Genomic DNA, 21,881 nt, shown 5'->3' with positions numbered 1-21,881 from the left:
GCACCCGCCCTTGCCCGCGGAACGTAGCGACATGGGTCTCGCTGTTTGGCGAGATGCTGGGTTGGTAGTCAAACGCTAGGCTGCCCCCGGGCGTGAGGCTGTTGCCCTCGCCGGTTTCCAGCGCCAACGAACCGCTGGCGCTCAGTCCCATGGCGCTCTGGCTGCTGGTGTCAGTGGCTTGCTGCAGCGCCAGCTTGCCACCTGCATTGATGCTGACCGAGCCCGCACCACCGTCAAAGTCGCCACCTTCATACCGGGCATCGCCTTGGGTGTCGATGCTCACACCCTGAGATCCGGCATAGCGACCCACCTGCGCCGTGCTGCCGGTTTCCTGGGCCTGATGGAACTCGCCCGAGCCGTTGGCGCGCAGATTCACGTCTTCACCGGTTTTGGTGTAAACACGCAGGCCGACCTTGGCCGCTACATCCTGCTCGGCGCGGTGGTGAGTGTCGATCGCAGCGCTGACCTCATGGCTGCCCGCCTGGATGCTCAAGGCACCGTCGGTGGCGCGATAGAGCGTGCCTTCATCCTGCAAGTTGCCGCCGACATTGACCTGTACCGTGGCGCCACTGAGCTGGCTGACCACCGCAGTACTGTCCTGTTGCCCCTGCTTCTTGTTGTGATACCCCACCTGCCCGTCGAGCCCCAGGCTGGCCAGCTCCACGCCGTCCATTAAACCCGACTGGGGCAATGTGCCCTTGGCCAGTGCTTTGACGATTTTTTCCACCGGTGTGCTGATGCCTTTGATCTCGGCACTCACCCCGAGCCCGGCCTGCCAGCCGTTCTCGGTGTGGGAGCTGGACTCGGTGTTGTGTGCCGCCCGGTTATCCATCCGGCCTGCATTGACCTGCAACCCTGAGCCGGCAGCGATCCGGGTGCCCTGATTGACCAGGGCGTTGTCAGCCTGCACCCGCACATTGCCGGTGGCTGTCACGTTACTGGTTTTTGCAGTGGTCCGATTGGCGTTGTCCTCACTGCCCTGGCGAACAAACTCCAGGCCGCTGCCCACCTTGTCTAGGCTCGCCGTCCAGACGATCCCGCCCCCGGTGCCGAGGTCCCGGGTTTTGCTGTCTGAGCTGTCATGTGCCGCCAGCAGTTCGATGCTTTTACCTTTGAGGCTCATATCCCCCCCGGTCGCGGCAAGGTCCGAGCCCTTGATGCTCAAGTCGCCACCCGCAGTGACGGCCAGGGCACCGCCACTGATGCTTGCGCCTTGCTGCAGCGTAGTGTCGGTGACGTTGGTGTGCTGTTGGTCCTTCAAGCCCACATCCACACGGTACTCATGGCTGCCGGCAGCGGTTTCCTTGGCGCTGGCAGTGAAACCACGGTTGTCGGTGCGGGTGGTGTCGCGGGCGGTATTTTCAGCCGCTACGATCTTGATATCGCCCTTGGCCTGCACCTTGGTGTCACCTGTGGCCGACACTTTGGAACCGCTGACGGTAATGTCCCGCGCGCTTTGCAGCGTGAGGTTACTGTCCGAATGCAGGTTACTGGCGACGATTGTGCGGTCGCTGTGGTCCTTGCGGCTTTCGTCATTGATCAGCGAGAAGAACGTGCTGTTCTTGCTGTGACTGCTATCGCGGGACGTGTCATGCACGCCGTCGATCACCAGCGAACCTGTGTCGCTGATCACGCTGGCTTGGGTGCCGCCTCGCACCTGACTGGCGCTGATGTGCACATCGTCAGCCTTGATGATCAGCTTGCCACCCGCGTTGACCTGGCTGGCGGTGTGCAGGGTTTTACCCCCATCACCTTCGCCCTGATTGCCGAAGAAACTGCCGCCCAGCAGATCGCCGGAGTAACGCTTGGCGCTGTTGTTCTGGTTACGGCTGACACTGGCAATTGCGACTTGGCGGGCGCTGAGCCGGATATCGCCCGGGGTATTGAACTCGGCACCTTGCAACTGCAGTTTTTGCCCGCTGCTCAGGTCAATCGTCTTGCCTGCCTTGAGACTGCTGACAACGGTGCGCTCATCGAGAGTGGAGGTGTCCCAGTTTTCCTTCCACAAGTGTTTGCGGTGACTACCCTGATCCAGGGTTTCATGGATCTCGGTCGCGGCTGCAAGGCTCAGATCATTGCCGCTGTTGATACGCAGGGTGTCGCCCGCTTCTACGTTGCTGGCCTTGAGCAGGGTATCGGCGCCGGACGACAGCGTGGCATTTTGCCGTGCCGTGACACGGGTTCCGTGCTGACGTGAATCCTTGTCGGTGGTGGTGCGGTCAAAGGTTTCATAGGTCACAAACAATGCCTTGTGATTCCATTGATCCCGCTTTTCCTGAAGGGTCGTACTTTGCAGGCTGCTCAGGGTTAGATTACGACCCCCGTCGAGCTTGACGTTGGCGCCGCTGATATCCGCGCCAGCGAGTTTCACATCCCTGGCGCCGTACAGATCCACATCACCCCGACGGCTCTGCACCTCAGCGCGGGTGGCCTGCGGGCTGTTATCGTGAGTCTGACCGCTGATGTCCAGATCGCCCGCAGAACGGATATTAACTCCGTCGGTCCCGGCCACTTGCACCGCGCCAATGCGTACCCCTGCCCCCTCGGCGGTGCTGACAATATTGATGCGCCCGGCCTTCATGGCACCGAACAGGCTGGCGTCGATACGCTCGCCCGAGGCCGCGCCGGCCGGATAGACCGTACTCACCCCGCCACCGACGGCGTCGACCCGGTTACGCCCAACGACAAGACTCAAGGTGTCGCGGGCACTGATCCGGCCCTGGCTGTCGATCTGCGGCGCGATCAGGGTGATCGCCCCGTCAGGGTTGTCCAGCCCCTGATGCTGCACGCTCAATTGGCCGCGGGCATCACCGGTGTTCAAGGCGTTCAGCAGGCCTTTATCAAGCTCGGGCCGACCCACTGCCAAACTGGCATTGGGCGCATTGATAAAACGGGCGCCATTGACCGAGATGCCATTGGGGTTGGCCAGCACATAATCGGCCTTGCGCCCGAAAATCTCCTGAGCACCGTTGAGCGCGGACGCATTACGACCGATGACCTCATTGAGGATCACGCTGGCCGCCTGGCCATGAAACTGCGGATTGGCTGCCAGTTGCCCGGCCAGTTGGGATTGACCCGCCTGCAGTGCGTTGTTCAGCACCACACCCTGGCGGTCGACGTTGTAATCGAGGAACTGATTGTGGGACAGACCCGCCGTATTGGGCGCAACGATATTGACGATTGGCACCCCGCCCTGGTTTTGCAGTTGCGGCGTGCCGCCGGGCCCATCGGCCCCCGTAATGCCTGTGGCCAGTGCCAGTGGCGGCAACAGAAACAGGGTGGCAATGGCCAGGCGCAGCTTGCCTTGGGGTGACAGGTAGAAATGCGGTTTGAGCGTCGACATAAAAGTCTTCCTTTGCGTGCGTTTTGAGGCGACGTACGTCGCCCGGTGTAACGCTGCACTGGCTTGTCAGGCCCCTGCAGGCGTTATATCTGCACGCTCAGGCGTGCCAGCCAGACATGCGGTTCCTGGCTAAAACCCTTGGGAATATTGAGGTTGCGCTGGTAATCGAGGTCCAGTTGCAGATGCCTCCAGCGCACGTTGAAGCCCACACTCGCGCCGCTCAGACGTTTGCCCGCAGCGCCGTGCTCAGACTTGACCCAGCCGTTGTCCAGGCCAATACGGGGGGTGATGCTGAGAGGGAGGTCGTTGCGCAGAGGCAAGTAGAAGGTGTTGCGCCAGACCGCACCGATGGCACCGCTGGTGCTGTTTTCGCGATAGCCGCGAACGGCCGAATCGTCAGTGCCCAGCAGTTGTTCGATGGCGGGCAGCGGGTCAGGGCTGTATTGCAGCGTCAATTGGCTCTGCCACTGCCAGGGCTGCCCGGAAAACTGACCGGTGCGCCATTGGACGAGATTGGCGCGGTACGCATGGAATTGCGCTTTGGGCAGGTTGTTCTGTACCTGTGCGCTGTCACGGTCTGCGCCGAACCAGGTCAGGCCGTGGGTATACGCCACGTCCATATTCCACACCGCAGCGTCCTGCCAGAACAGATTAAAACCGGCTTCGGCCACCGTCAGTGTCGGGCTCTGGATTCCCAGCCGGGCTTTTTGCAGGTAGGTGTCGACAGCCTTGTGGGTCAACTGCAGATGGGCACTCAGTTGATGGCCCTGATCGCGCCACACCACGCGGTCAACGCGCAGGCTGAGCTGATCGGTTCGGCCGCTGCCATAGAGTGTGGCGGTGTTGAGTTTGATCGGCGAGCGGTACTCGATATGGCTGGCGAATGCGCTCAAGGTCCAGTAACCGTATGGCACGGAATAAAACAGGCTGTTGCTGCGGCTGAAACGCGGGCCGTGGTTGAGGGTCTCGCTGAAGCCGAGATTGAGCGAATCGTTGAGCTGCAACGGGCTGTCCAGACTCAACCCGATAACGTCTCGATCACGGCCGGTGGCCGCACTGCCGAGGTTGTCCAGGCCCAGATCCAGCCCCCAGTGCGACTCGGCGACGCTTGAGCGAAGAATGATCCGCGATGCACCCTGCTCGCTGCCGGGCACAATATCTGCCGTAACGTCCATCGAGCGCAGCCGGTTGAGCTGGTCCAGTCCCTGCTCCAGATCTCGCAGGTTCAGCGGCGCGCCCAGCATAGAAGGGAATGCTGTGTGCAACGACAGCGGCAGGCTTTGGTCGGCCAACTCGATCGCCTCGACATAGCCTTCGTCGACACGGATCTCCAGCGGTCGCCCGGCGGACGGAGTGCTGTTCAGGTATGGACGGGCTGCGATGTAACCGGCCTCGACGTACAGGCGGGTGATTTCGGCCAGCAGGTGATTGATCCGGTTGATGCCCATGCACGGCGCCACCAGGGGCTTGATCCGTGCATCCAGCGCCGAGGGACGAAATAGCGTCACCCCGGCCAACCGTACCCCCTGCAGCGGCCAGCAGTGCACATCTTGAGTGGTGATCGCAGGCACTGGCGGGGCTGAGGATTGCACGCTGGAACCACTGCGCTGAAGTTGTCGCCGACGTTGCTCCAGTTGCAGCTGCTGCACTGCCCTTTGTTGCTGCTGCTGAAGGCGCAGGGCTTCCTGCCCGGGCTGCACCCCTTCGGCCGCGGCCTGCACCGATAGGCACAGACACAGCGAACAAAGGATTCGCGTCGAGGTAAAACACCGGGGCCTGATCAGGAGAAGCGCCATCACACGACATCCTCAAAGCGCCTTTAAGGCGATTCAGGGCCCTGAAAAGTCAGCAATCAGGGCATACATCACTGTGACAACGTACAATACGTATTATTTAAACCGTACAACTAAAGTTACAATATGTAATTAATCTGTCACCCCTGAGAAGCGACAGAGGTACTTCAACCGTAAGGGCTTGCTCACGATTCAGGCGCTTCGATGGGGGCCCTAGCCCTCTCCTGAAGGAAGAGGGCTCTGATGGGGAAATGCTGAAGATGCCAGGCGGTCTGGAGGTATAGCGTAGAACCCGGTCAGTTCCTGCCCCGGGCCATGCTCTCCAGCACCCCGTCACGGCGCACCCAGCCATGGAACAGCGCCGCTGCCAAGTGCAGCAACACGGTAAAGAACAGCAAATACGCAAGGTACGCATGGGCCTTGCGCAAAAAGGCGAAGGTGCTCGGGTTGGCCGGCACTATGGCAGGCAGTTGCAAAGCGCTGCCCAGCATCACCGGGTCCCCCGCCGCCGAGATCATCGCCCAGCCCACCAGCGGCAACACAAACATCAAGGCATACAGCAACAGGTGAGACAGCTTGGCCGCCAGTACCTGCACCCTGGGCAAATCTGCCGGCAACGGCGGCTGGCGTGTCGAGAAGCGCACAAAGAGACGAACTACCACCAACAGCAAAATGGCGATACCCAACGGTTTGTGCAGGTTGAGCAACCATTCATGGCGCTGTGACACCGAAGCCGCCATGCCTGCGCCGATAAACAGCATGGCAATGATCATCAGCGCCATCAGCCAATGCAGCAGGCGCGCCAAAGGGGCGAAATGCGAGGCAGGTGCGCTCATGGCCGAGTCTCCTGGGGTAGTTGATCGACTTCACGGGTACGCCGCACATAAGAGCTGGCGTAGGCTGCTGAACGCGCCGCCAGCAAGGGGTCATCCGAGCCTTCAATGCCGCTCGGCAAAATGAGAGGGTCGTAGTTGATGTCACGGCATTCGCCGGTGTGCTGCGGTTCGGCTTTTTCCAGCACCAGGGTCCCGGCATTGACGACCTTGCACCCGGGCGGCCAGGCTTTGCTGGCATCGTTCACGGGGTCGCCCGCCTCCGCCAGGGTCAGGTTGAACTGCCATTTCAAAGGCCCTGCCGCCAGGCGCTGCGCGAGGTCTTTTTCCAGATAGTCCGCATCGTTGGGCGCCGTAGCGCCTGCTGCGTCCTGCCCCTCGGGTACCACGCCCCAGCGTACCGCCTGGCGTTGACCCGCCGCATTCACCAGATAAAACGCATTGATTCCGTTGTAGCTTTCAGTGGCGAAACTGGCCGAAGGCCTGGCGGTTTTAACCCACTGCAAAAATGGGGCAGTTTCGGGGTGGGCGGCAAAAAAAGCAGGCATGGACGCAGGTTTTGGCTTGCCCGTGGCCGGGTCTGGCGCACCGGCTTGCAACATCTGATAAAACGCCTCCGGCGTGCCCACCGCGAACACCGGCATGCTGTTCATCCCCGTGCGCCACTGCTGCCCGTTGGCCTGGGTGAAACGCACCGCAAAACTGCGAATCGGCACACTGCTGTCAGGCGCATAAGGGTTGCCGCTGGGCAAGGCAAAGCGCCCCACCACCGGCGTACGCCCGGCACGGAACACCTGGGCACTGGACAGCGCCTGCGCATCGCCGCTGCTCTGGAAATAACCCACCACACACATGCCCTTGGCATGGTTGCGCCGGTAGCCCGGGTGTACGCCACTGTTTTGTTCCAGTGCGTTGACAAAGCTTTTGGGCTGCAGGCGCCGGGCGTCCAGCGTGCCGTTGACGTAGTAAAACGCCCCGGCAAAAACCGCCACCACGGCGCCGATGCCCGCCAGCCGCAACATCACGCTGGCTCGGCTCAAGGGAGGTCTGGCAGGCCGCACAGGCGGTAATTGATCGTCCATAAATAACTCCGGGGCCACGGGGCCGTCAGGTGGATGGCCTATAAGACGCAGGCCACCGGGGCTTATTCCCTCCCGTGGGGATTTATTTTCCGGGGATTTATTTTCAGCGGCCGGGAATAAGGTGTAATCCTGAACGTCTGTCTGGTTCCCATCCGGTTAATTGGCCCACTCCATGACCTCATTCGATGAGCAACTGCGCGAACTGATACCGCGCCTGCGACGATTTGCATTGTCGCTGACCCGTCATGCCAGCAATGCCGACGATCTGGTGCAAACCTGTCTGGAACGGGCCTTGGGCAGTGTCGACAGCAAGCGCCCGGAAGGCGATTTGCGGGCCTGGCTGTTCACCATTCTTTATCGCCAGTTTGTCGACAACCACCGCCGCTCCCGGCGCTATGCGCGCATGCTCGAGTTTTTCACCGGGCGCGACGACACCCAGCCGTCGACCGAACGCACCGTGCTTGCCCAGTCGACCCTGGCCGCCTTCGACCAACTGAGCACCGAGCAACGAGCCCTGCTGCTCTGGGTGTCGGTCGAAGGCTTGAGCTACAAGGAAGTCGCCGAAATACTCGAAGTGCCGATCGGCACCGTCATGTCGCGCCTGTCCAGAGCACGCCACGCCTTGCGCCAACTCAGCGAGGGCGAAATCACCCGCCCTGCCCTGCGGAGACTTAAATGATCACCACCCCACCCAGTGAGCGCGACCTGCACGCTTACGTCGATCACGCACTCAGCGAAACCGAGCGCCACGAGGTCGAGCTCTATTTACAGGCCCACCCCGAGGCGGCAGCGCGGGTTCATGCCTGGCAACACGACGCCCAGGTCTTGCGCACTGCGCTGCACCAAAGCCTGTTGCAACCGGCCAATCCGGCACTTGACCCGCAGGCCATCCGCCAACGTCAGCGCCAGCATTCGCGACGGCACTGGGCCCGTGCGGCGGTCTTGTTGATTGCCGTGAGCATCGGCGGGTTGGGTGGCTGGCAAGCGCGGCAAATGACCCTGGCGGCCAGCACGTTGCCGATGACCGACGCCCTGGTCGCCCATCGCATGTTTGCCGAACAAGGGGTGTTGCCCGCCGACTATAAAGTGCGGCAAGGCAGTGAAATGCAGGGTTGGGTTGACCGTTACTTCAGCCGGGCCGAACGCTTGCCGGACCTGAGCGGCGCGGGCTTCATGCCGGTGAGCAGCCGGCTGCTCTCAACCGACCAGGGCGCGGCGGCGATGGTGTTGTACGAGGATGGAAAAGGGCAGCAGATCAGCTTCTATATCCGCCCGCCCGGCCCGCAGAACAACCTGTTGCCACGGGGCAGCCGTCGCGACGGAAATCTGCAGGCCGACTATTGGTCGGGCCCCGGCTACAACTACGCCATGGTCGGCCCGGCAGACGGGCCTGCGGCGAAATTGCTGGACACGGTGGGGTTTTGAAAAAAACCACTACAACCCTGCGCAGCAACTACAGGGTAGTTCTCAAGACTGGGATTTGTGGTCCAGCGCCGCATAAAAGTTAGCGCTTTGTTGCAGGTATTTTTGGGTATAGGCGATGGATTTCTTGTCGCTGACCACCGTACTGGCGCTGACAGGCAGTGCCACCGTGGCAGAAATGGCGGACGCGGCAATCACGGAGAAAAGATTGAAGTTCATGGCAGTAACCCTCGACGATTCAGTTGGCTTGCTTGCCTTTTCAGGCCGTGAAACCAACTTAACGCCAAGGGTCATGATGCAGAAATTCATAGCATTACTAGCGTCTATCACCGCGGTTGATAGACGCCCGCAAGCCCGTGATTACGGGCGGTTGATGAACTTCAGGTCAGACGGTGCATCCATTGCCAGGGTTTGTACGGTCTTGCCCAGCTTGCCGGTGCCAGGGTCGCGCTCCAGCACCACGATGGCATTGCTCATCTGGTTGGCAATCAACAGGAACTTGCCGTTAGGGCTCAGGGCAAACTCGCGCGGATGATCGCCATCCACCGAGCGACGCTGGATCTCGGTCAGTTCGCCAGTGGCCGGGTCTATCGCAAACACCAGGATTTCATTGGCCTTGCCACGGTTGCTGACATACAGGAACTTGCCATCGGCAGAGGCATGCAAGGCGCCGGCGGCACGGTTCTGCGCGGGCATGCCCTTGGCCAGTTCCAGTGCCTGACGCTGCTTGAGCTGACCGTTGTCGTAGTCGAACACAAACACCTGGGCGCTCATTTCAGTGGTCAGCCAGGCGTGCTTGCCGTCTTTGGAAAACAGCAGGTGACGAGGCCCGCTGCCTGGCGGCAACTGGACAAAGGCCGGGTCGGCGGCCACCAGCGGGTGCTCAGGGTTAGCGGCCGGGTCGTAGCGGTATACAAAGACCTTGTCTGCGCCCAGATCACTGGCGTACACAAATTTGCCGTCTGGTGAAGACACCACCGAATGCACATGGGCGGACATCTGGCGCTCGGGGTTGACCCGGCTCGCAGGGTGGCTGCTCATCTGCGTCACGGGTTGCAACTGGCCTTCGCCATTGATCGGCAACACTGCCAGGCTGCCGCCCGGATCGGCGTGCACGCCGTAGTTGGCCACGAACAGGTAGCGCTGATCAGGGCTCAAGCTGGAATGGGTCGGTTCTTCACCCAGGGTGCTGACCTGATTGACCAGGCTGAGCTCGTTGGTCTTCGGATCGATGGCCACACTGCTGGCGCGACCGACGACATCGGCCTGGCCCTGGCCGTTTTCATTGACCACAAACAGCCGGCGCTGATCGCCGGACAAGGTCAGCCACGAAGGGTTGGCCGCCTTGAACACTTGCAGCGGTTTTGGGGTGATGTGCCCCTTGTCGCTGTCAAATTGCAGGCGGTAGATGCCCTGGCTCGTGCCCTGGGTGTAAGAACCGACCAACAGTTCAACATCGCCATTGGACGCGGCGTGCGCAGACATCGCGCCCATGCTCAAGGCCATCAGCACCGGCAACCCTTTAAGCTTCATCGGCAACCTCGGTTTCATCGTCGTCATTGTTTGCAGCCACGGCGCTCAGACAAACCAGGCGGTGCTCGCCCGAGTCGCCGACCAGGGTCCAGCTTTGCAAGGTATCGTCGAACACCGCGGCGGCGATCTGTTCAGAGGTGAACTTCCAGCGCTTTTCAGCCCGGCCGTCCATGCACTTGATGAGCAACTGCACATCATCCAGAGAAAAGTCCCAGGCATGCAGCCCGTCAATCACCAGCATATCGCTGGTTTCAAGGGCTGCACGCAAGGTCTGGTTTGAATCGCTCATTCATCAATCACCTGTAGGAAAGGCGTAATGATAGGTCATATGAGCGAGCTAACCTAAACGAAACACACTCAAAGTGCCGCGCGTGACGGATGACCGTCCACCAGGCGTTGAATCCCCAGCGGATTGGCATTTTTCAAGGCATCGGGCAGCAGGCTGTCGGGGTAATTCTGCAAGCACACCGGGCGCAGAAAACGGTCAATCGCCAGCGTACCTACCGACGTGCCACGGGCATCGGACGTCGCAGGGTACGGGCCGCCATGCACCATCGCATCGCAGACTTCAACGCCCGTCGGATAGCCGTTAAGCAAGATCCGGCCGACTTTTTGCTCCAGCAGCCCGGTGAGCTCGCCGAACTGCTCAAAGTCCGCCGCTTCGCCGATCAGGGTGGCGGTAAGCTGGCCCCGCAGCCCGTTGATCGCGGCACTGAGCTGGGCCTGATCCGCCACCTCGATCACGATCGTGGTCGGGCCAAATACCTCCTCCTGCAATGCCTGGTCCCCTTCCAGCAGCAGCCCGACATCAGCCCTGAACAGTTGCGCCCACGCCTGATTGCCCTGCTGCGTCTGCCCTGCCACGTGCTCGATACGGTCATGGCTGAGCAATACGCCCAAACCCTTGCCATAGCTGCGCAGGGTGCCGGCGTTGAGCATGGTCTGCGCCGGCTGCTCGTTGATATGCCCCGTCAGTTGCTCAATAAAGGCGGTGAAAGCCGCTGACCGGATACCGAGCACCAGCCCCGGATTGGTGCAGAACTGCCCGCAGCCTTGCACCACCGAAGCGGCCAGCTCGCGGGCAATGGTTGCACTGCGGGTGGCCAGCGCCCGGGGTAGGATAATGACCGGGTTGATGCTCGACATCTCGGCAAACACCGGAATTGGCTGCGGCCGCGCGGCCGCCATATCACACAGCGCCCGCCCGCCGTGCAGCGATCCGGTAAAGCCCACCGCCTGAATCGCCGGGTGCTTGACCAGCGCTTCACCTACTCCCGAGCCATAAATCATGTTGAACACACCGGCCGGCATGCCCGTGCGCTCTGCGGCGCGGATCAGGGCATCGGCCACCCACTGCGCCGTGGCCATATGACCGCTGTGGGCCTTGAACACCACCGGGCAACCGGCCGCCAGCGCCGAGGCGGTGTCGCCACCAGCGGTGGAAAACGCCAGCGGGAAATTGCTTGCGCCAAACACCGCCACCGGCCCCAGGCCAATGCGGTACTGGCGCAAGTCCGGGCGCGGCAGCGGCGTGCGCTGCGGCAATGCCCGGTCAATTCGCGCCCCATAAAAATCGCCTCGACGCAGCACGTTGGCGAACAGGCGCATCTGCCCGCTGGTACGAGCGCGCTCACCCTGGATACGCCCGGCAGGCAATGCGGTTTCGCGGCAGACAACGGCCACACATTCATCGCCCAGGGCATCCAGTTCATCGGCAATGGCATCGAGAAACTCGGCGCGCCGCTCGGCGCTCAAGGCTCTAAAGGCCGGGTACGCGGCCGCGGCCGCACGGGCGGCACGGTCCACTTCGCCGGGTGTGGCCTGATAAAAATCCTGGGGGAGGACTTCGCCGGTGGTTGCATCGACGCTTTTGACGATAACGCTGCCTTCAGCGCTGCGTTGACCGCCGATGTAGTTGTGACCCTGAGTCATGAATACCTTCCCTTTAAAGTGTGCCAATGGCGCCGGGTACAAACACGGCGTCAACCGGTGCAATGCCATTGATCAACGGAGCACCGAACTCGGCCTGGCTGATTTCGAAACGGTCCCCCGGCTGCGTACGGATGCCATCGGCAAACGACAAGGTAGCCGTGCCAAAAAAGTGCACGTGCACGTCACCGGGGCGCAGAAACTGGCTGTATTTGAAGTGGTGGTATTCGAGGTTTTCCAGGCTGTGGCACATATTGGCCTCGCCGCTGAGGAACTCGTTCTCCCACAGTACCTGGCCATCGCGCAGGATGCGGCTGCTGCCCACCAGATGCTGCGGCAACTCCCCTACCCGCAGTTCCGGGCCGAACGAGCAACTGCGCAATTTGGAGTGGGCCAGGTACAGGTAGTTTTGACGCTCCATCACATGGTCGGAAAACTCGTTGCCCACCGCAAAACCCAGACGCCAGGGTTTGCCGTCATGGCCGATGACATACAGGCCGCCAATCTCCGGCTCTTCGCCGGCATCCTCGGCAAACGGCGGTAACGGGAACGGCGCCCCCGGGCGCACGACAATGCTGCCGTCGCCCTTGTAGAACCATTCCGGTTGCACCCCCGCTTGCCCGGCCGTCGGTTTGCCACGCTCCACGCCCCACTTGAACATGCGCATGGTGTCGGTCAGGGTCGCTTCGTCCCCGTCCTGCTGGTGCATTTTGTCCCGCGCCGAGGCGCTGCCCAGATGGGTCAGGCCGGTGCCGCTGATCAGCATGTGCGCCGGGTCCGGGTGGTCCAGCGGCGGCAAAATGCGCAACTCGGCCAGTAGCGCCGGGTAGTCATGTGTTCTGCCCAGGCCCTGCAAGTCAACTTGCCGGGCCAGGCTGCTACCGGCCTCGATAGCCGCCAGCGCCAGCTCCCGCATGCTGGTTGCATCTTGCACTTCGTGCACCAGAGCGCCCTCCACCAGGCCGACGCGGCGCTCACCGTTGTTCAATTCAAACTGTACCAAACGCATAGGGTGTCTCCTTAAAGATGAGTGGCCGGGCGCGCACTGGCCGCGAATTCTTCGGGTTGCAGCGCATGCTTGCGCTCAAGTACGCGGTACACCACAAAGGTCAGGATGAGGCCGAAGACCATCACCCCCGACAGGAAGTACAGCCCCGACGACAGGTTGCCGGTGTATTCCTTGAGTGAGCCGATCACGAACGGACCGATGTAGCCGCCCAGGTTGCCCACCGAGTTGATCAGGGCAATCCCGGCCGCCGCACTGGCACCGGCAAAGAAGCGCCCCGGCAAGGTCCAGAAAATCGCCGTGCAGGAGAACAGCGAAAACGCCACCAGGCACAGCGCCGCCAGTTGCAGCACCGGCAGGGTCAGCCAGGCACTGAAGAACAGCCCGATAGCACCCAGCACATAGAGCACCGCCAGATGACCGTAGCGATCATTCATCCGGTCGGAACTGCGGGGGATAATCAGCAAGCCGATGATCCCGAAGATGTACGGCACCGAAGACACGAAGCCGGTGGTCAGGTCGCTGCCGCCAAACTGCTTGATCAGCGTCGGCAACCACAGCCCCAGCCCGTAGATGCTCAGGGTCACCGGCAGGTAGAACAGCGCCAGCAACAGCACACGCTTGTCTTTCAAGGCATGCAGCGGGTTGCCGTGACGGGTCTGGCCGTAGGCTTGCAGGTCTTTTTCCAGCTCGCCCACCAGCCAGTCCTTCTCGTCCTGGCTCATCCACGTGACCTGTTTGGGGCCGTCGGGCAGGTAACGCAGCACCGGCCAGGTGAGCAGAATCGCCGGCAGACCGATCACGATAAACAGCCACTGCCACCCGTGCAGCCCGAGCACCCCGTCCATGCCCAGAAGACCGCCGGACACCGGCCCGGTGATCATCATGGCGATGGGTTGGGAAAGGATAAACAGCCCCAGGATCTTGCCGCGATGGCGCACCGGGAACCACTGGGTGATGTAGTACAGAACGCCCGGGAAGAAGCCCGCTTCGGCCACACCGAGCAAAAAGCGCATCACATAGAAGCTGTGCGGTCCCTGCACAAACGCCATGCCGATGGTGATGGCGCCCCAGGTCACCATGATCCGGGCAAACCAGCGCCGGGCGCCGAAACGCTCCAGCATCAGGTTGCTGGGGATCTCCATCAAAAAGTAACCGATAAAGAACAACCCGGCGCCCAGGCCGTAAGCCGCGTCGCCAATGCCCAGGTCCGCCCCCATGTGCAGCTTGGCAAAGCCCACGGCAGAACGGTCTACATAGGCAATCAGGTACAGCAGGATCAGAAACGGAATGAGTTTGAACGTAATGCGACGGATAAGCCCAAGTTCCTGGCTCATGAGACGGTCTCCCATTGTTTTTGTTATGGCACCTCTGGAGTGGCCTCAGGCAGTAAAACGCCAGGATCAGCTCTCAGTCGAAAACGACTATATAGTAATACTATTTACCCAACAACTCTTCACCGAAACCAACATATGGGGTATGTTGCGGCAATAGCCATCAATTAGTCATACAATAAGAGATATCCGCCATGTCTGATAAAACCCCTCCACTGCGTTCGGCCCAATGGTTTGGCAGCGCGGATAAAAACGGCTTCATGTACCGCAGCTGGATGAAGAACCAGGGCATCCCCGATCATCAGTTCCAGGGCAAGCCAATCATCGGCATCTGCAATACCTGGTCGGAACTGACCCCGTGCAACGCGCATTTCCGGACCATCGCCGAGCACGTAAAGCGCGGGGTGATCGAGGCTGGCGGCTGGCCAGTGGAGTTCCCGGTGTTCTCCAATGGCGAGTCCAACCTGCGCCCGACGGCCATGCTGACCCGCAACCTGGCGAGCATGGACGTGGAGGAAGCAATCCGGGGCAACCCGATTGACGGCGTGGTACTGCTGACCGGCTGCGACAAAACCACCCCGGCCCTGTTGATGGGCGCCGCCAGCTGTGACATGCCCGCCATCGTGGTCACCGGCGGGCCGATGCTCAACGGCAAGCACAAAGGCAAGGACATCGGCGCCGGCACCATCGTCTGGCAGATGCACGAGTCCTACAAAGCCGGGAATATCAGCCTCGACGAATTCCTCTCTGCCGAAGCCGGCATGTCGCGCTCGGCGGGCACCTGCAACACCATGGGCACGGCCTCGACCATGGCCTGCATGGCTGAAGCCCTGGGCACTTCGCTGCCGCACAACGCGGCGATCCCGGCGGTGGACTCGCGCCGCTATGTACTCGCCCACATGTCGGGCATGCGTGCGGTAGAGATGGTGCGCGAAGACTTGCGCCTGTCCAAAGTGCTGACCAAGGAAGCCTTTGAAAACGCGATTCGGGTCAACGCTGCCATCGGAGGTTCGACCAATGCCGTGATCCACCTTAAAGCCATCGCCGGGCGCATCGGCGTAGACCTGGAACTGGACGACTGGACCCGCATCGGTCGCGGCACCCCGACCCTGGTGGACTTGCAGCCATCCGGGCGTTTTCTGATGGAAGAGTTCTACTACGCAGGCGGCCTGCCGGCGGTACTGCGCCGCCTGGGAGAAAACGACCTGCTCCCGCACCCGCATGCCTTGACCGTCAACGGCAAAAGCCTGTGGGACAACGTGAAAAACTCGCCGATTTATGGCGACGACGAAGTGATCCGCGCCATTGAAAACCCCTTGGTAGCGGACGGCGGCATTTGCGTCTTGCGCGGCAACCTGGCGCCACTGGGTGCGGTGCTCAAACCCTCGGCGGCCACCCCGGCGCTGATGAAACATCGCGGGCAAGCAGTGGTGTTTGAAAACTTCGACATGTACAAGGCACGGATCAACGACCCGGAGCTGGAGGTCACCGCCGACTCGATTCTGGTGATGAAAAACTGTGGTCCCAAGGGTTATCCGGGCATGGCCGAGGTAGGCAATATGGGCCTGCCGGCCAAGCTCCTGGCCCAGGGCGTCACCGATATGGTGCGGATCTCGGACGCACGCATGAGCGGCACGGCGTACGGCACCGTGGTGCTGCACGTCGCACCGGAAGCCGCTGCGGGCGGCCCTTTGGCCGCGGTGCAGGAAGGTGACTGGATTGAACTGGACTGCGCCAGCGGGCGTTTGCACCTGGACATACCGGACGCAGAACTCGCCGCGCGCCTGGCCGATATTCCACCGCCGCAAAAACTGCTGATCGGCGGCTATCGCCAGCTGTACATCGACCACGTGATGCAGGCGGACCAGGGGTGCGACTTTGACTTTCTGGTGGGCTGCCGCGGCTCAGAAGTGCCGCGCCATTCCCATTGATCTCAACCGTGGTCCGCAAAGCTCCGTAGCGGCTGCTACGGAGCCACGGGGTCACTACCCTGCCGCAGCAAACCCGCGCTGCAGGTCTTCAATCAGAGCAACAACGTCCTCAAGCCCCACATGCAAACGCAGCACCGGGTTCAACGCCCGGTCTTGCGCACTGTCGCGGTCTTTCAGGTCGCCGGTGATCACCAGGCTTTCATATCCCCCCCACGAAGCCCCCAGCCCGAAGAGTTGCAGCGCATCGATAAAACGCTCGACATACCCCCGGTCAACAGCCTGCAGCTCAAACGACAGCAAGCCATTGCTCCCGGTAAAATCCCGCCGCCACAGGGCATGCCCGGGGTGATCGGGCAACGCCGGATGGAACACCCGCTTCACTTGCGATTGCGCCTGCAACCAGTGGGCAATCTGCAGGGCCTGGCGCTCATGCACCTCCATCCGCGGTGCCAGGGTCCGGGCGCCACGCAACACCAGCCACGCGTCATCCGGGCTGACGGTGGTGCCGCAGGTGTCGCTCATCGACGCCAGCGCGTGCCAGGCCGGTTGCCGGGTACACACACTGCCCATCATCACGTCGCTGTGCCCGCCCAGGTACTTGGTCAGCGCCATGATCGAGATATCCGCCCCCAACGCCAGCGGCCGATACAGATAGCCTGAGCCCCAGGTGTTGTCCACTGCCAGCAGGATGCCCCGTGGCTTGCACAGCGCGGCAATGGCCGGCAGATCACTGAGCTCATACAGCAACGAACCCGGCACCTCGGTGTAGACCATTTTGCTGTTGGTTTGCAGCCTGGCCTGCAAGTCGTGACCGTCAGGGGCGAAGTAGCTGACCTGGATCCCGAACGGCTCAAGCAGTTCACGGGCCAGATGCCGCACGGGGCCGTACACCGCGTCCGTGATCAGTACATGATCGCCGGGCCGCAGGTAGGCCAGAAAGGTCTGGGCAATGGCCGCCAGGCCCGTGCCATACAAGCGGGTGCGATAGCCGCCCTCAAGCTCGGTCACCAGATCTTCCAGGGCGAAGGCCGTCGGGTTGCCCCGGGCACCGTAGGTCAGGACACGTTCACTGTCGCGCCGGGTACGCGCATCGCGCATCTGCGCCATGGTGTCGAACAACACCGTGCTCAAACGGGTGACCGGCACGTTGACGGAACGCCCGCCCGGGCCTTTTTCGGTGCGCGCGGCATGCACCAGCCGGGTCCGTACACGGCTGTGCTGCGCAGTCAGCGGTTTGAGGCCGGCAATCTCGGCGGCGCTCATCTGCGCCAACAAACCGGTTTCCCAGGCCAGGTACTGGCGCGCCGCGTCCTTGTTACCGGCGTGGCGATCGTGGGTGAAGAACAGGTAATCAATGCACTGCGCATCAGGCAGCGAATGGGCATCGGCCTGCAGATCAAAACCTGCGGCACGCCAGGCGTCGAGCCCGCCGTCCAGCAGCCGGGCTTGCTGACGCTGCGCCTCGGGCAATTGCTCAATCGCCAATGCTGCCAGGCGCGGATCATCGGCGATCAGCACCACGGGCCGTTCCTGCGCGACCAGCAACGGGCGGATCGACCAGCGCGAACCCGCAATATGCTCCTTGCGCCAGGCCATGCTCGGGCGCAGATCAACCAGTGCCACCGCCTCATTTTTTAACGCATCGGCCAGGGCCTGCGGGCTGATCAGGGGCAAGGCCGGCGGGTTGTACACCGCCAGCGCCGGCAACACCGGCTGGCTGCTCACCCCGCCTTCCAGCACATAGGCCTCATGCCCCAGCTGCCTCAGCCAGCTGGCGACAATCGGCGCCCGAATGCCATCGCTGTCCACCAGCACCACCCGCGCCTGACGCACGCCGATGTACAGGTCGGTGGACTGGATCAGTTGCCCGCCCGGTGCATGTTGTGCACCCGGCACGCTGCCGGCCGCACACTCCTCGGCGGTGCGCACATCACACACAAACAGGCTGCGCCCGACCTCAGTGGCCCACTGCGCAACCTGCGCCGCATCAACGCCCACAACCCTGGCGCGCTGCGCCAGTTGGCCCGCCGCCAGGCGCTGCTGCGCCAATTGACCGGTGGACACCGTGTCGGCATAGCGCCGGTGACTGCCGTGCTCAAGTTCAAAGTCTTCCAGGTGCCAGCCTTGAGTGCCGTTTTCCAGGGCATAGATCGGGTTTTTAAGCCCCAGATTGATCAGGGTCTGGGCGCCGATAATGCTGCGGGTCCGACCGGCGCAATTGACCACGATCGGCGTACTGTCATCGGGCACCAGATCATGCACCCGGTACCCCAGCTCACCGTTGGGGCAGCAGATTGAACCGGGGATGGTCATCTTGCGGTACTCGTCGAACGGGCGACCGTCGAGCACCACCAGCGGCTGCCCTGCCGCTTGCCATCGGGCCAGCTGTTGCGCGCTGACATGGGGCGTGTGGCTGGCCTCTTCCACCAACTCGCCAAAGGCCTTGGACGGCACATGGACCCCGGCAAACAATTGCAGCCCGGCGGTCTGCCAGGCATCGGCGCCACCGTCGAGGATATGCACCCGGTCATAACCCAGCGCCTGCAAACGCCGGGCAGCAGCAGCGGCCACCGCGCCGCCGTCCTGATCGTAGATCACCAGCCGGACCTGAGGGTTGGGCGCCAGCCGCCGTACCTCCAGTTCAAGGCGGCTATAAGGCAGGTTGACCCCGTAAAACAGGTGCGCCTCGCCATACTGGCCATGCTCGCGCACGTCAAACAGGGCAATTTCCTGCCCGTCGAACAACCACTGTTGCAGCTGCCCCGGAGTAAGGGTCTGGCTCATATGTGTCCCGTTTAAAAATTGAGTGATGGTTCAGCGCAGCTCATCAGTAAGCCTTGATCGACGGCACCATTTGCGAGGCGTTGTAATTGAGTATCCGCCCTTGCTCATCAACGCCGTAACGCCGGTCCAGTGACTCCAGCGGCAGGCCGTACAGATGAAAATGCAGGGTCGCCTGCTCGCCCTCCACCTTGATCCCGTGCAGGTCATCACCGAGAAACGAGATCGAGGTGCCGGGTTGCACAATCACTTCGCGCTCCAGGTGCAGGGTGGTGAAACCCGGCTCGCGCCCCTCATCGTGGCGTGTGTAGACGTAGTTGATTTCCTCCCCTTCGACGGCGCTGATAATGGCCCAGGTTTCGTGGTTGTGAGGCAGGGTGCTTTTGCCCGGCAACAACGAGTTGAGGTACAGCGTCGGGGTATCGCCATCATCGTTCAGGCGGTAGCGGAATGCGGTACTGCCCTGCCCCGGCACGGGCGCCGGGAAGTGCTGGAAGTTGAACAGGTCGCGGCGCCCGGCCAGGTTTTCCAGCAAGGCGACGATCCGGCTCAGTGCCGCGCGGTCTACGCCGCTCTGGTTGATAACGCGGATTTCCTGCAGGAAATCCTCGATGACGGCGGCACGGTTATCGGTACTCATGGTTTGCTCCTCGGTGTTACACAGACAGGCTGTAGCGGCTCAGGTGAGTCAACAGGTACGGATCGCTGGCCATGGGGGCACGTCGGCCCGGCGCACCCTGGGCGTGACGCAAGAATTCCCGGGTACGTTCGCTGGCGGGGTACTCAAAAATACGTTCGGCGCTGCCGTGTTCCACAATCACCCCATTTTCAGTGAAGTACACAACGTCGCTGATTTCTTCGGCAAAGCGCATTTCGTGGGTTACCAACACGCAGGTCATGCCCTCCTGCGTCAGTTCACGGATCACCGTCAGCACTTCGCCGACGGTTTCGGGGTCCAGCGCCGAAGTGACCTCATCGAACAGGATCAGCTCCGGGCGCATCGTCAGCGCCCGGGCGATTGCCACCCGTTGCTGCTGACCACCGGACAGTTGCCCCGGATACGCATCAGCCTTGTGCTCCATGCGCACCTTGGCCAGCAGAGCCCGGGCGTCTTGTTCGGCATCGATACGGTTACGCCCCAGCACCTTGCGCGGTGCAATCATCAGGTTTTCCAGCACCGACAAATGCGGGAACAGGTTGTATTGCTGAAACACAAAACCCACGCGTTTGCGCAGCTCGATGCGGTGGGCTTCACGGGTCAGGGTGTCGACCCGGGTATTGCCCACCCTGATCTGCCCGCGCTGGGGCTGCAACAAGCCGGTGATGCAACGCAGGATCGTCGACTTGCCGGAGCCGGACGGGCCGATGATCGACACCGCCTGCCCCGCATGGACATCAAGGTTGATGCCCTTGAGCACCGGGTTGCCGGCAAATGACAGATGCACATCGCGCAGGCTGACCAGAGGCTCGGCGACGGTTTCAGTAGAAGGCATAACGTCGCTCCAGGCGCTGGGTCAGTCGGGAAATCGGGTAGCAGTAGGCAAAAAACAGCACCAGCAAGCTCAGGTAAACCAGCACGGTAAACCCGGTCATGTTGACGGTATTGCTGGCGATCTGTGCGGTGTCGATCACGTCATGCACGCCCACCAGCGAGGCCAGTGCCGTGCCCATCGTGACGACTGCGTAGAGGTTCATCCACGGCGCCAGCATGCGCTTGACGCACTGCGGCACGATGATCGAACAGGCAATCTGCAATCGGCTCAACGCCAGGGAGCGGGCAGCCTCCCACTGCGTGCCGGGGATCGATGCAAGGGCACCGCGCAGGATTTCCGCCACGTTGGCACTCGCCGGCAGGGCCAGGCCAATAGTGACCTTGGCCCAGTCCGGGAACGGGATGTATGCGCTGCCAACATGGATTTCGAACGGGAATACATAGGTGGTGAAGTAGATCAGTACCAGCCAGGGCGCATTGCGAAATACCTGGACCCACAGCCGCCCGGGCAAACGCAGCAGCCGCCACGGCGATACCGCCATGGCCCCTACCAGCAGGCCCAGCAATGTTCCCAGGCCGATGGCACACAGGCTGATCAGAATGTTCTGGCCAAATCCTGAGATAAGGGCCGGGGACCATTGCAGCAGGGCCATGAACGCCGTTTCAATGGCCATAACCGGGCATCCTCAGGCGCGCTTCAAGGTAGCGCCCCACGCAATTGACGATAAAACTCAGCAGCCCGTAGAACCCCAGCAACAGGATCATCAGCTCCAGCACGTTATCGCTCTGGGTCCAGATCATGATCGCCGAGTACGTGATGTCTCCCACCGCAATGGCCGAAGCCACGGCGGTCATCTTGACCAGGTCGATCAGGTTGTTGATCAGCGACGGCAAGGCAAACCGCAGGGCCAGCGGCAGCTGAACGTTCCACAACAACTGGCGGCGGCTGAAGGCCAGTGACCTGGCGGCCTCCAGGGTCACGTTCGGCACTGCCTCGATACCGGCGCGCAAGGCCTCGGCGTGGAACGCGCCCTTGTGCAGCGAAATCACGATCACCACCCAGGCAAAAGGGGTCAGTGGGTTGGCCGTGCCGACCGCCTGGTTGAGCAACATGTTCAGCACCAGAAACGCGCAATACAGCTGCACCAGCGTCGGAGTGTTGCGGGTGACTTCAATAAACACCCGCGCCGGCACGGCCAGCGCGGGTTTGCCCGAGGTCAACAGCGCCGCCAGGCCGACACCCGTCAGCAAACTGCCGATGATGGTCAGCAGGCACAGCCACAGCGTGGTCAGCGCGCCATGGGCCAGGGTGCCGCGCTGGTAGGCATCCAGCAAAAAACCGTAGTTGAGGCCCAGGCTGGCAGTCCAGTGGACGAAAAATTCAGGCCAGTGGCTCATGGTC

At 61.9% G+C, this 21,881-nt stretch carries 17 protein-coding genes and 1 pseudogene; 3 read left to right on the top strand and 15 right to left on the bottom strand.

What is annotated here, in order from left to right:
• Positions 1-103: 103 nt before the first annotated feature.
• The 4 genes and pseudogenes from BLW11_RS14120 to BLW11_RS14105 form a co-directional block, all read right to left on the bottom strand.
• Positions 104-3,343, bottom strand: a pseudogene (locus tag BLW11_RS14120) (hemagglutinin repeat-containing protein); the annotation flags it as partial.
• A gap of 83 nt (positions 3,344-3,426) precedes the next feature.
• On the bottom strand, positions 3,427-5,139 hold the full coding sequence (locus tag BLW11_RS14115; protein WP_082136221.1) for a ShlB/FhaC/HecB family hemolysin secretion/activation protein: 1,713 nt from the start codon (positions 5,137-5,139) through the stop codon (positions 3,427-3,429).
• 293 nt (positions 5,140-5,432) lie between these two features.
• On the bottom strand, positions 5,433-5,972 hold the full coding sequence (locus BLW11_RS14110; protein ID WP_048358165.1) for a cytochrome b: 540 nt from the start codon (positions 5,970-5,972) through the stop codon (positions 5,433-5,435).
• On the bottom strand, positions 5,969-7,051 hold the full coding sequence (locus BLW11_RS14105; protein ID WP_048358166.1) for a catalase family peroxidase: 1,083 nt from the start codon (positions 7,049-7,051) through the stop codon (positions 5,969-5,971). The genes BLW11_RS14110 and BLW11_RS14105 overlap by 4 nt, the downstream gene beginning before the upstream one ends.
• Before the next feature lie 172 nt (positions 7,052-7,223).
• Between BLW11_RS14105 and BLW11_RS14100 the strand changes: the two genes are divergently transcribed.
• Positions 7,224-7,730, top strand: a complete 507-nt coding sequence (locus BLW11_RS14100) for an RNA polymerase sigma factor (protein ID WP_048358167.1) — start codon at positions 7,224-7,226, stop codon at positions 7,728-7,730.
• The gene (locus BLW11_RS14095; RefSeq protein ID WP_048358168.1) at positions 7,727-8,476 is read left to right on the top strand and encodes an anti-sigma factor family protein; all 750 of its coding nucleotides are present in this window, start codon (positions 7,727-7,729) and stop codon (positions 8,474-8,476) included. The genes BLW11_RS14100 and BLW11_RS14095 overlap by 4 nt, the downstream gene beginning before the upstream one ends.
• Before the next feature lie 42 nt (positions 8,477-8,518).
• On the opposite strand, the gene BLW11_RS23995 is transcribed toward BLW11_RS14095, so the two are convergent.
• The 6 genes from BLW11_RS23995 to BLW11_RS14070 all read right to left on the bottom strand — a co-directional run bounded on the left by BLW11_RS23995 (position 8,519) and on the right by BLW11_RS14070 (position 14,278).
• On the bottom strand, positions 8,519-8,692 hold the full coding sequence (locus tag BLW11_RS23995) for a hypothetical protein (RefSeq protein ID WP_162837855.1): 174 nt from the start codon (positions 8,690-8,692) through the stop codon (positions 8,519-8,521).
• 141 nt (positions 8,693-8,833) lie between these two features.
• Positions 8,834-10,006, bottom strand: coding sequence for a lactonase family protein (locus tag BLW11_RS14090; RefSeq protein WP_048358169.1), 1,173 nt, complete (start codon positions 10,004-10,006; stop codon positions 8,834-8,836).
• Positions 9,996-10,295 carry a DUF5629 family protein gene (locus BLW11_RS14085; protein ID WP_048358170.1) on the bottom strand — a complete coding sequence of 100 codons (300 nt, stop codon included), beginning with the start codon at positions 10,293-10,295 and terminating at the stop codon, positions 9,996-9,998. The genes BLW11_RS14090 and BLW11_RS14085 overlap by 11 nt, the downstream gene beginning before the upstream one ends.
• Positions 10,296-10,363: 68 nt before the next feature.
• Positions 10,364-11,938 carry an aldehyde dehydrogenase (NADP(+)) gene (locus BLW11_RS14080; RefSeq protein ID WP_048358171.1) on the bottom strand — a complete coding sequence of 525 codons (1,575 nt, stop codon included), beginning with the start codon at positions 11,936-11,938 and terminating at the stop codon, positions 10,364-10,366.
• Positions 11,939-11,951: 13 nt separating this feature from the next.
• On the bottom strand, positions 11,952-12,944 hold the full coding sequence (araD1, locus tag BLW11_RS14075) for an AraD1 family protein (protein WP_048358172.1): 993 nt from the start codon (positions 12,942-12,944) through the stop codon (positions 11,952-11,954).
• Positions 12,945-12,955: 11 nt separating this feature from the next.
• On the bottom strand, positions 12,956-14,278 hold the full coding sequence (locus BLW11_RS14070; RefSeq protein WP_048358173.1) for an MFS transporter: 1,323 nt from the start codon (positions 14,276-14,278) through the stop codon (positions 12,956-12,958).
• Positions 14,279-14,469: 191 nt separating this feature from the next.
• Here BLW11_RS14070 and BLW11_RS14065 point away from each other — a divergent pair, with 191 nt between their 5' ends.
• Positions 14,470-16,206 carry an IlvD/Edd family dehydratase gene (locus BLW11_RS14065; RefSeq protein ID WP_048358174.1) on the top strand — a complete coding sequence of 579 codons (1,737 nt, stop codon included), beginning with the start codon at positions 14,470-14,472 and terminating at the stop codon, positions 16,204-16,206.
• Between the two features lie 54 nt (positions 16,207-16,260).
• On the opposite strand, the gene metC is transcribed toward BLW11_RS14065, so the two are convergent.
• From metC to BLW11_RS14040, 5 genes are read right to left on the bottom strand one after another with little or no spacing between them, the layout of a single operon-like run.
• Positions 16,261-18,990, bottom strand: coding sequence for a cystathionine beta-lyase (gene metC, locus BLW11_RS14060; protein WP_048358175.1), 2,730 nt, complete (start codon positions 18,988-18,990; stop codon positions 16,261-16,263).
• A gap of 43 nt (positions 18,991-19,033) precedes the next feature.
• Entirely contained in the window at positions 19,034-19,627 is a 594-nt protein-coding gene (locus BLW11_RS14055) for a cysteine dioxygenase family protein (protein WP_048358176.1), read from the bottom strand.
• Positions 19,628-19,643: 16 nt separating this feature from the next.
• Positions 19,644-20,480: an amino acid ABC transporter ATP-binding protein gene (locus BLW11_RS14050; RefSeq protein WP_048358177.1), complete on the bottom strand. Its 837-nt coding sequence runs from the start codon at positions 20,478-20,480 to the stop codon at positions 19,644-19,646.
• Positions 20,467-21,153 carry an amino acid ABC transporter permease gene (locus tag BLW11_RS14045; protein WP_048358178.1) on the bottom strand — a complete coding sequence of 229 codons (687 nt, stop codon included), beginning with the start codon at positions 21,151-21,153 and terminating at the stop codon, positions 20,467-20,469. Before BLW11_RS14045 ends, BLW11_RS14050 begins: the two co-directional genes overlap by 14 nt.
• Positions 21,143-21,877, bottom strand: a complete 735-nt coding sequence (locus tag BLW11_RS14040) for an amino acid ABC transporter permease (RefSeq protein WP_048358179.1) — start codon at positions 21,875-21,877, stop codon at positions 21,143-21,145. The genes BLW11_RS14045 and BLW11_RS14040 overlap by 11 nt, the downstream gene beginning before the upstream one ends.
• Positions 21,878-21,881: the final 4 nt, after the last annotated feature.

The sequence above is a fragment of the Pseudomonas deceptionensis genome (assembly GCF_900106095.1).
Lineage (GTDB): Bacteria > Pseudomonadota > Gammaproteobacteria > Pseudomonadales > Pseudomonadaceae > Aquipseudomonas > Aquipseudomonas deceptionensis.
This window is presented reverse-complemented; position numbering and strand designations above follow the sequence as displayed.

What these genes read in the sequence shown, in the direction of transcription:
- BLW11_RS14115 (WP_082136221.1), bottom strand. Translation starts at nt 5,139, where the DNA reads ATGGCGCTTCTCCTGATCAGGCCCCGGTGTTTTACCTCGACGCGAATC.
- BLW11_RS14110 (WP_048358165.1), bottom strand. Translation starts at nt 5,972, where the DNA reads ATGAGCGCACCTGCCTCGCATTTCGCCCCTTTGGCGCGCCTGCTGCAT.
- BLW11_RS14105 (WP_048358166.1), bottom strand. Translation starts at nt 7,051, where the DNA reads ATGGACGATCAATTACCGCCTGTGCGGCCTGCCAGACCTCCCTTGAGC.
- BLW11_RS14100 (WP_048358167.1), top strand. Translation starts at nt 7,224, where the DNA reads ATGACCTCATTCGATGAGCAACTGCGCGAACTGATACCGCGCCTGCGA.
- BLW11_RS14095 (WP_048358168.1), top strand. Translation starts at nt 7,727, where the DNA reads ATGATCACCACCCCACCCAGTGAGCGCGACCTGCACGCTTACGTCGAT.
- BLW11_RS23995 (WP_162837855.1), bottom strand. Translation starts at nt 8,692, where the DNA reads ATGAACTTCAATCTTTTCTCCGTGATTGCCGCGTCCGCCATTTCTGCC.
- BLW11_RS14090 (WP_048358169.1), bottom strand. Translation starts at nt 10,006, where the DNA reads ATGAAGCTTAAAGGGTTGCCGGTGCTGATGGCCTTGAGCATGGGCGCG.
- BLW11_RS14085 (WP_048358170.1), bottom strand. Translation starts at nt 10,295, where the DNA reads ATGAGCGATTCAAACCAGACCTTGCGTGCAGCCCTTGAAACCAGCGAT.
- BLW11_RS14080 (WP_048358171.1), bottom strand. Translation starts at nt 11,938, where the DNA reads ATGACTCAGGGTCACAACTACATCGGCGGTCAACGCAGCGCTGAAGGC.
- araD1 (WP_048358172.1), bottom strand. Translation starts at nt 12,944, where the DNA reads ATGCGTTTGGTACAGTTTGAATTGAACAACGGTGAGCGCCGCGTCGGC.
- BLW11_RS14070 (WP_048358173.1), bottom strand. Translation starts at nt 14,278, where the DNA reads ATGAGCCAGGAACTTGGGCTTATCCGTCGCATTACGTTCAAACTCATT.
- BLW11_RS14065 (WP_048358174.1), top strand. Translation starts at nt 14,470, where the DNA reads ATGTCTGATAAAACCCCTCCACTGCGTTCGGCCCAATGGTTTGGCAGC.
- metC (WP_048358175.1), bottom strand. Translation starts at nt 18,990, where the DNA reads ATGAGCCAGACCCTTACTCCGGGGCAGCTGCAACAGTGGTTGTTCGAC.
- BLW11_RS14055 (WP_048358176.1), bottom strand. Translation starts at nt 19,627, where the DNA reads ATGAGTACCGATAACCGTGCCGCCGTCATCGAGGATTTCCTGCAGGAA.
- BLW11_RS14050 (WP_048358177.1), bottom strand. Translation starts at nt 20,480, where the DNA reads ATGCCTTCTACTGAAACCGTCGCCGAGCCTCTGGTCAGCCTGCGCGAT.
- BLW11_RS14045 (WP_048358178.1), bottom strand. Translation starts at nt 21,153, where the DNA reads ATGGCCATTGAAACGGCGTTCATGGCCCTGCTGCAATGGTCCCCGGCC.
- BLW11_RS14040 (WP_048358179.1), bottom strand. Translation starts at nt 21,877, where the DNA reads ATGAGCCACTGGCCTGAATTTTTCGTCCACTGGACTGCCAGCCTGGGC.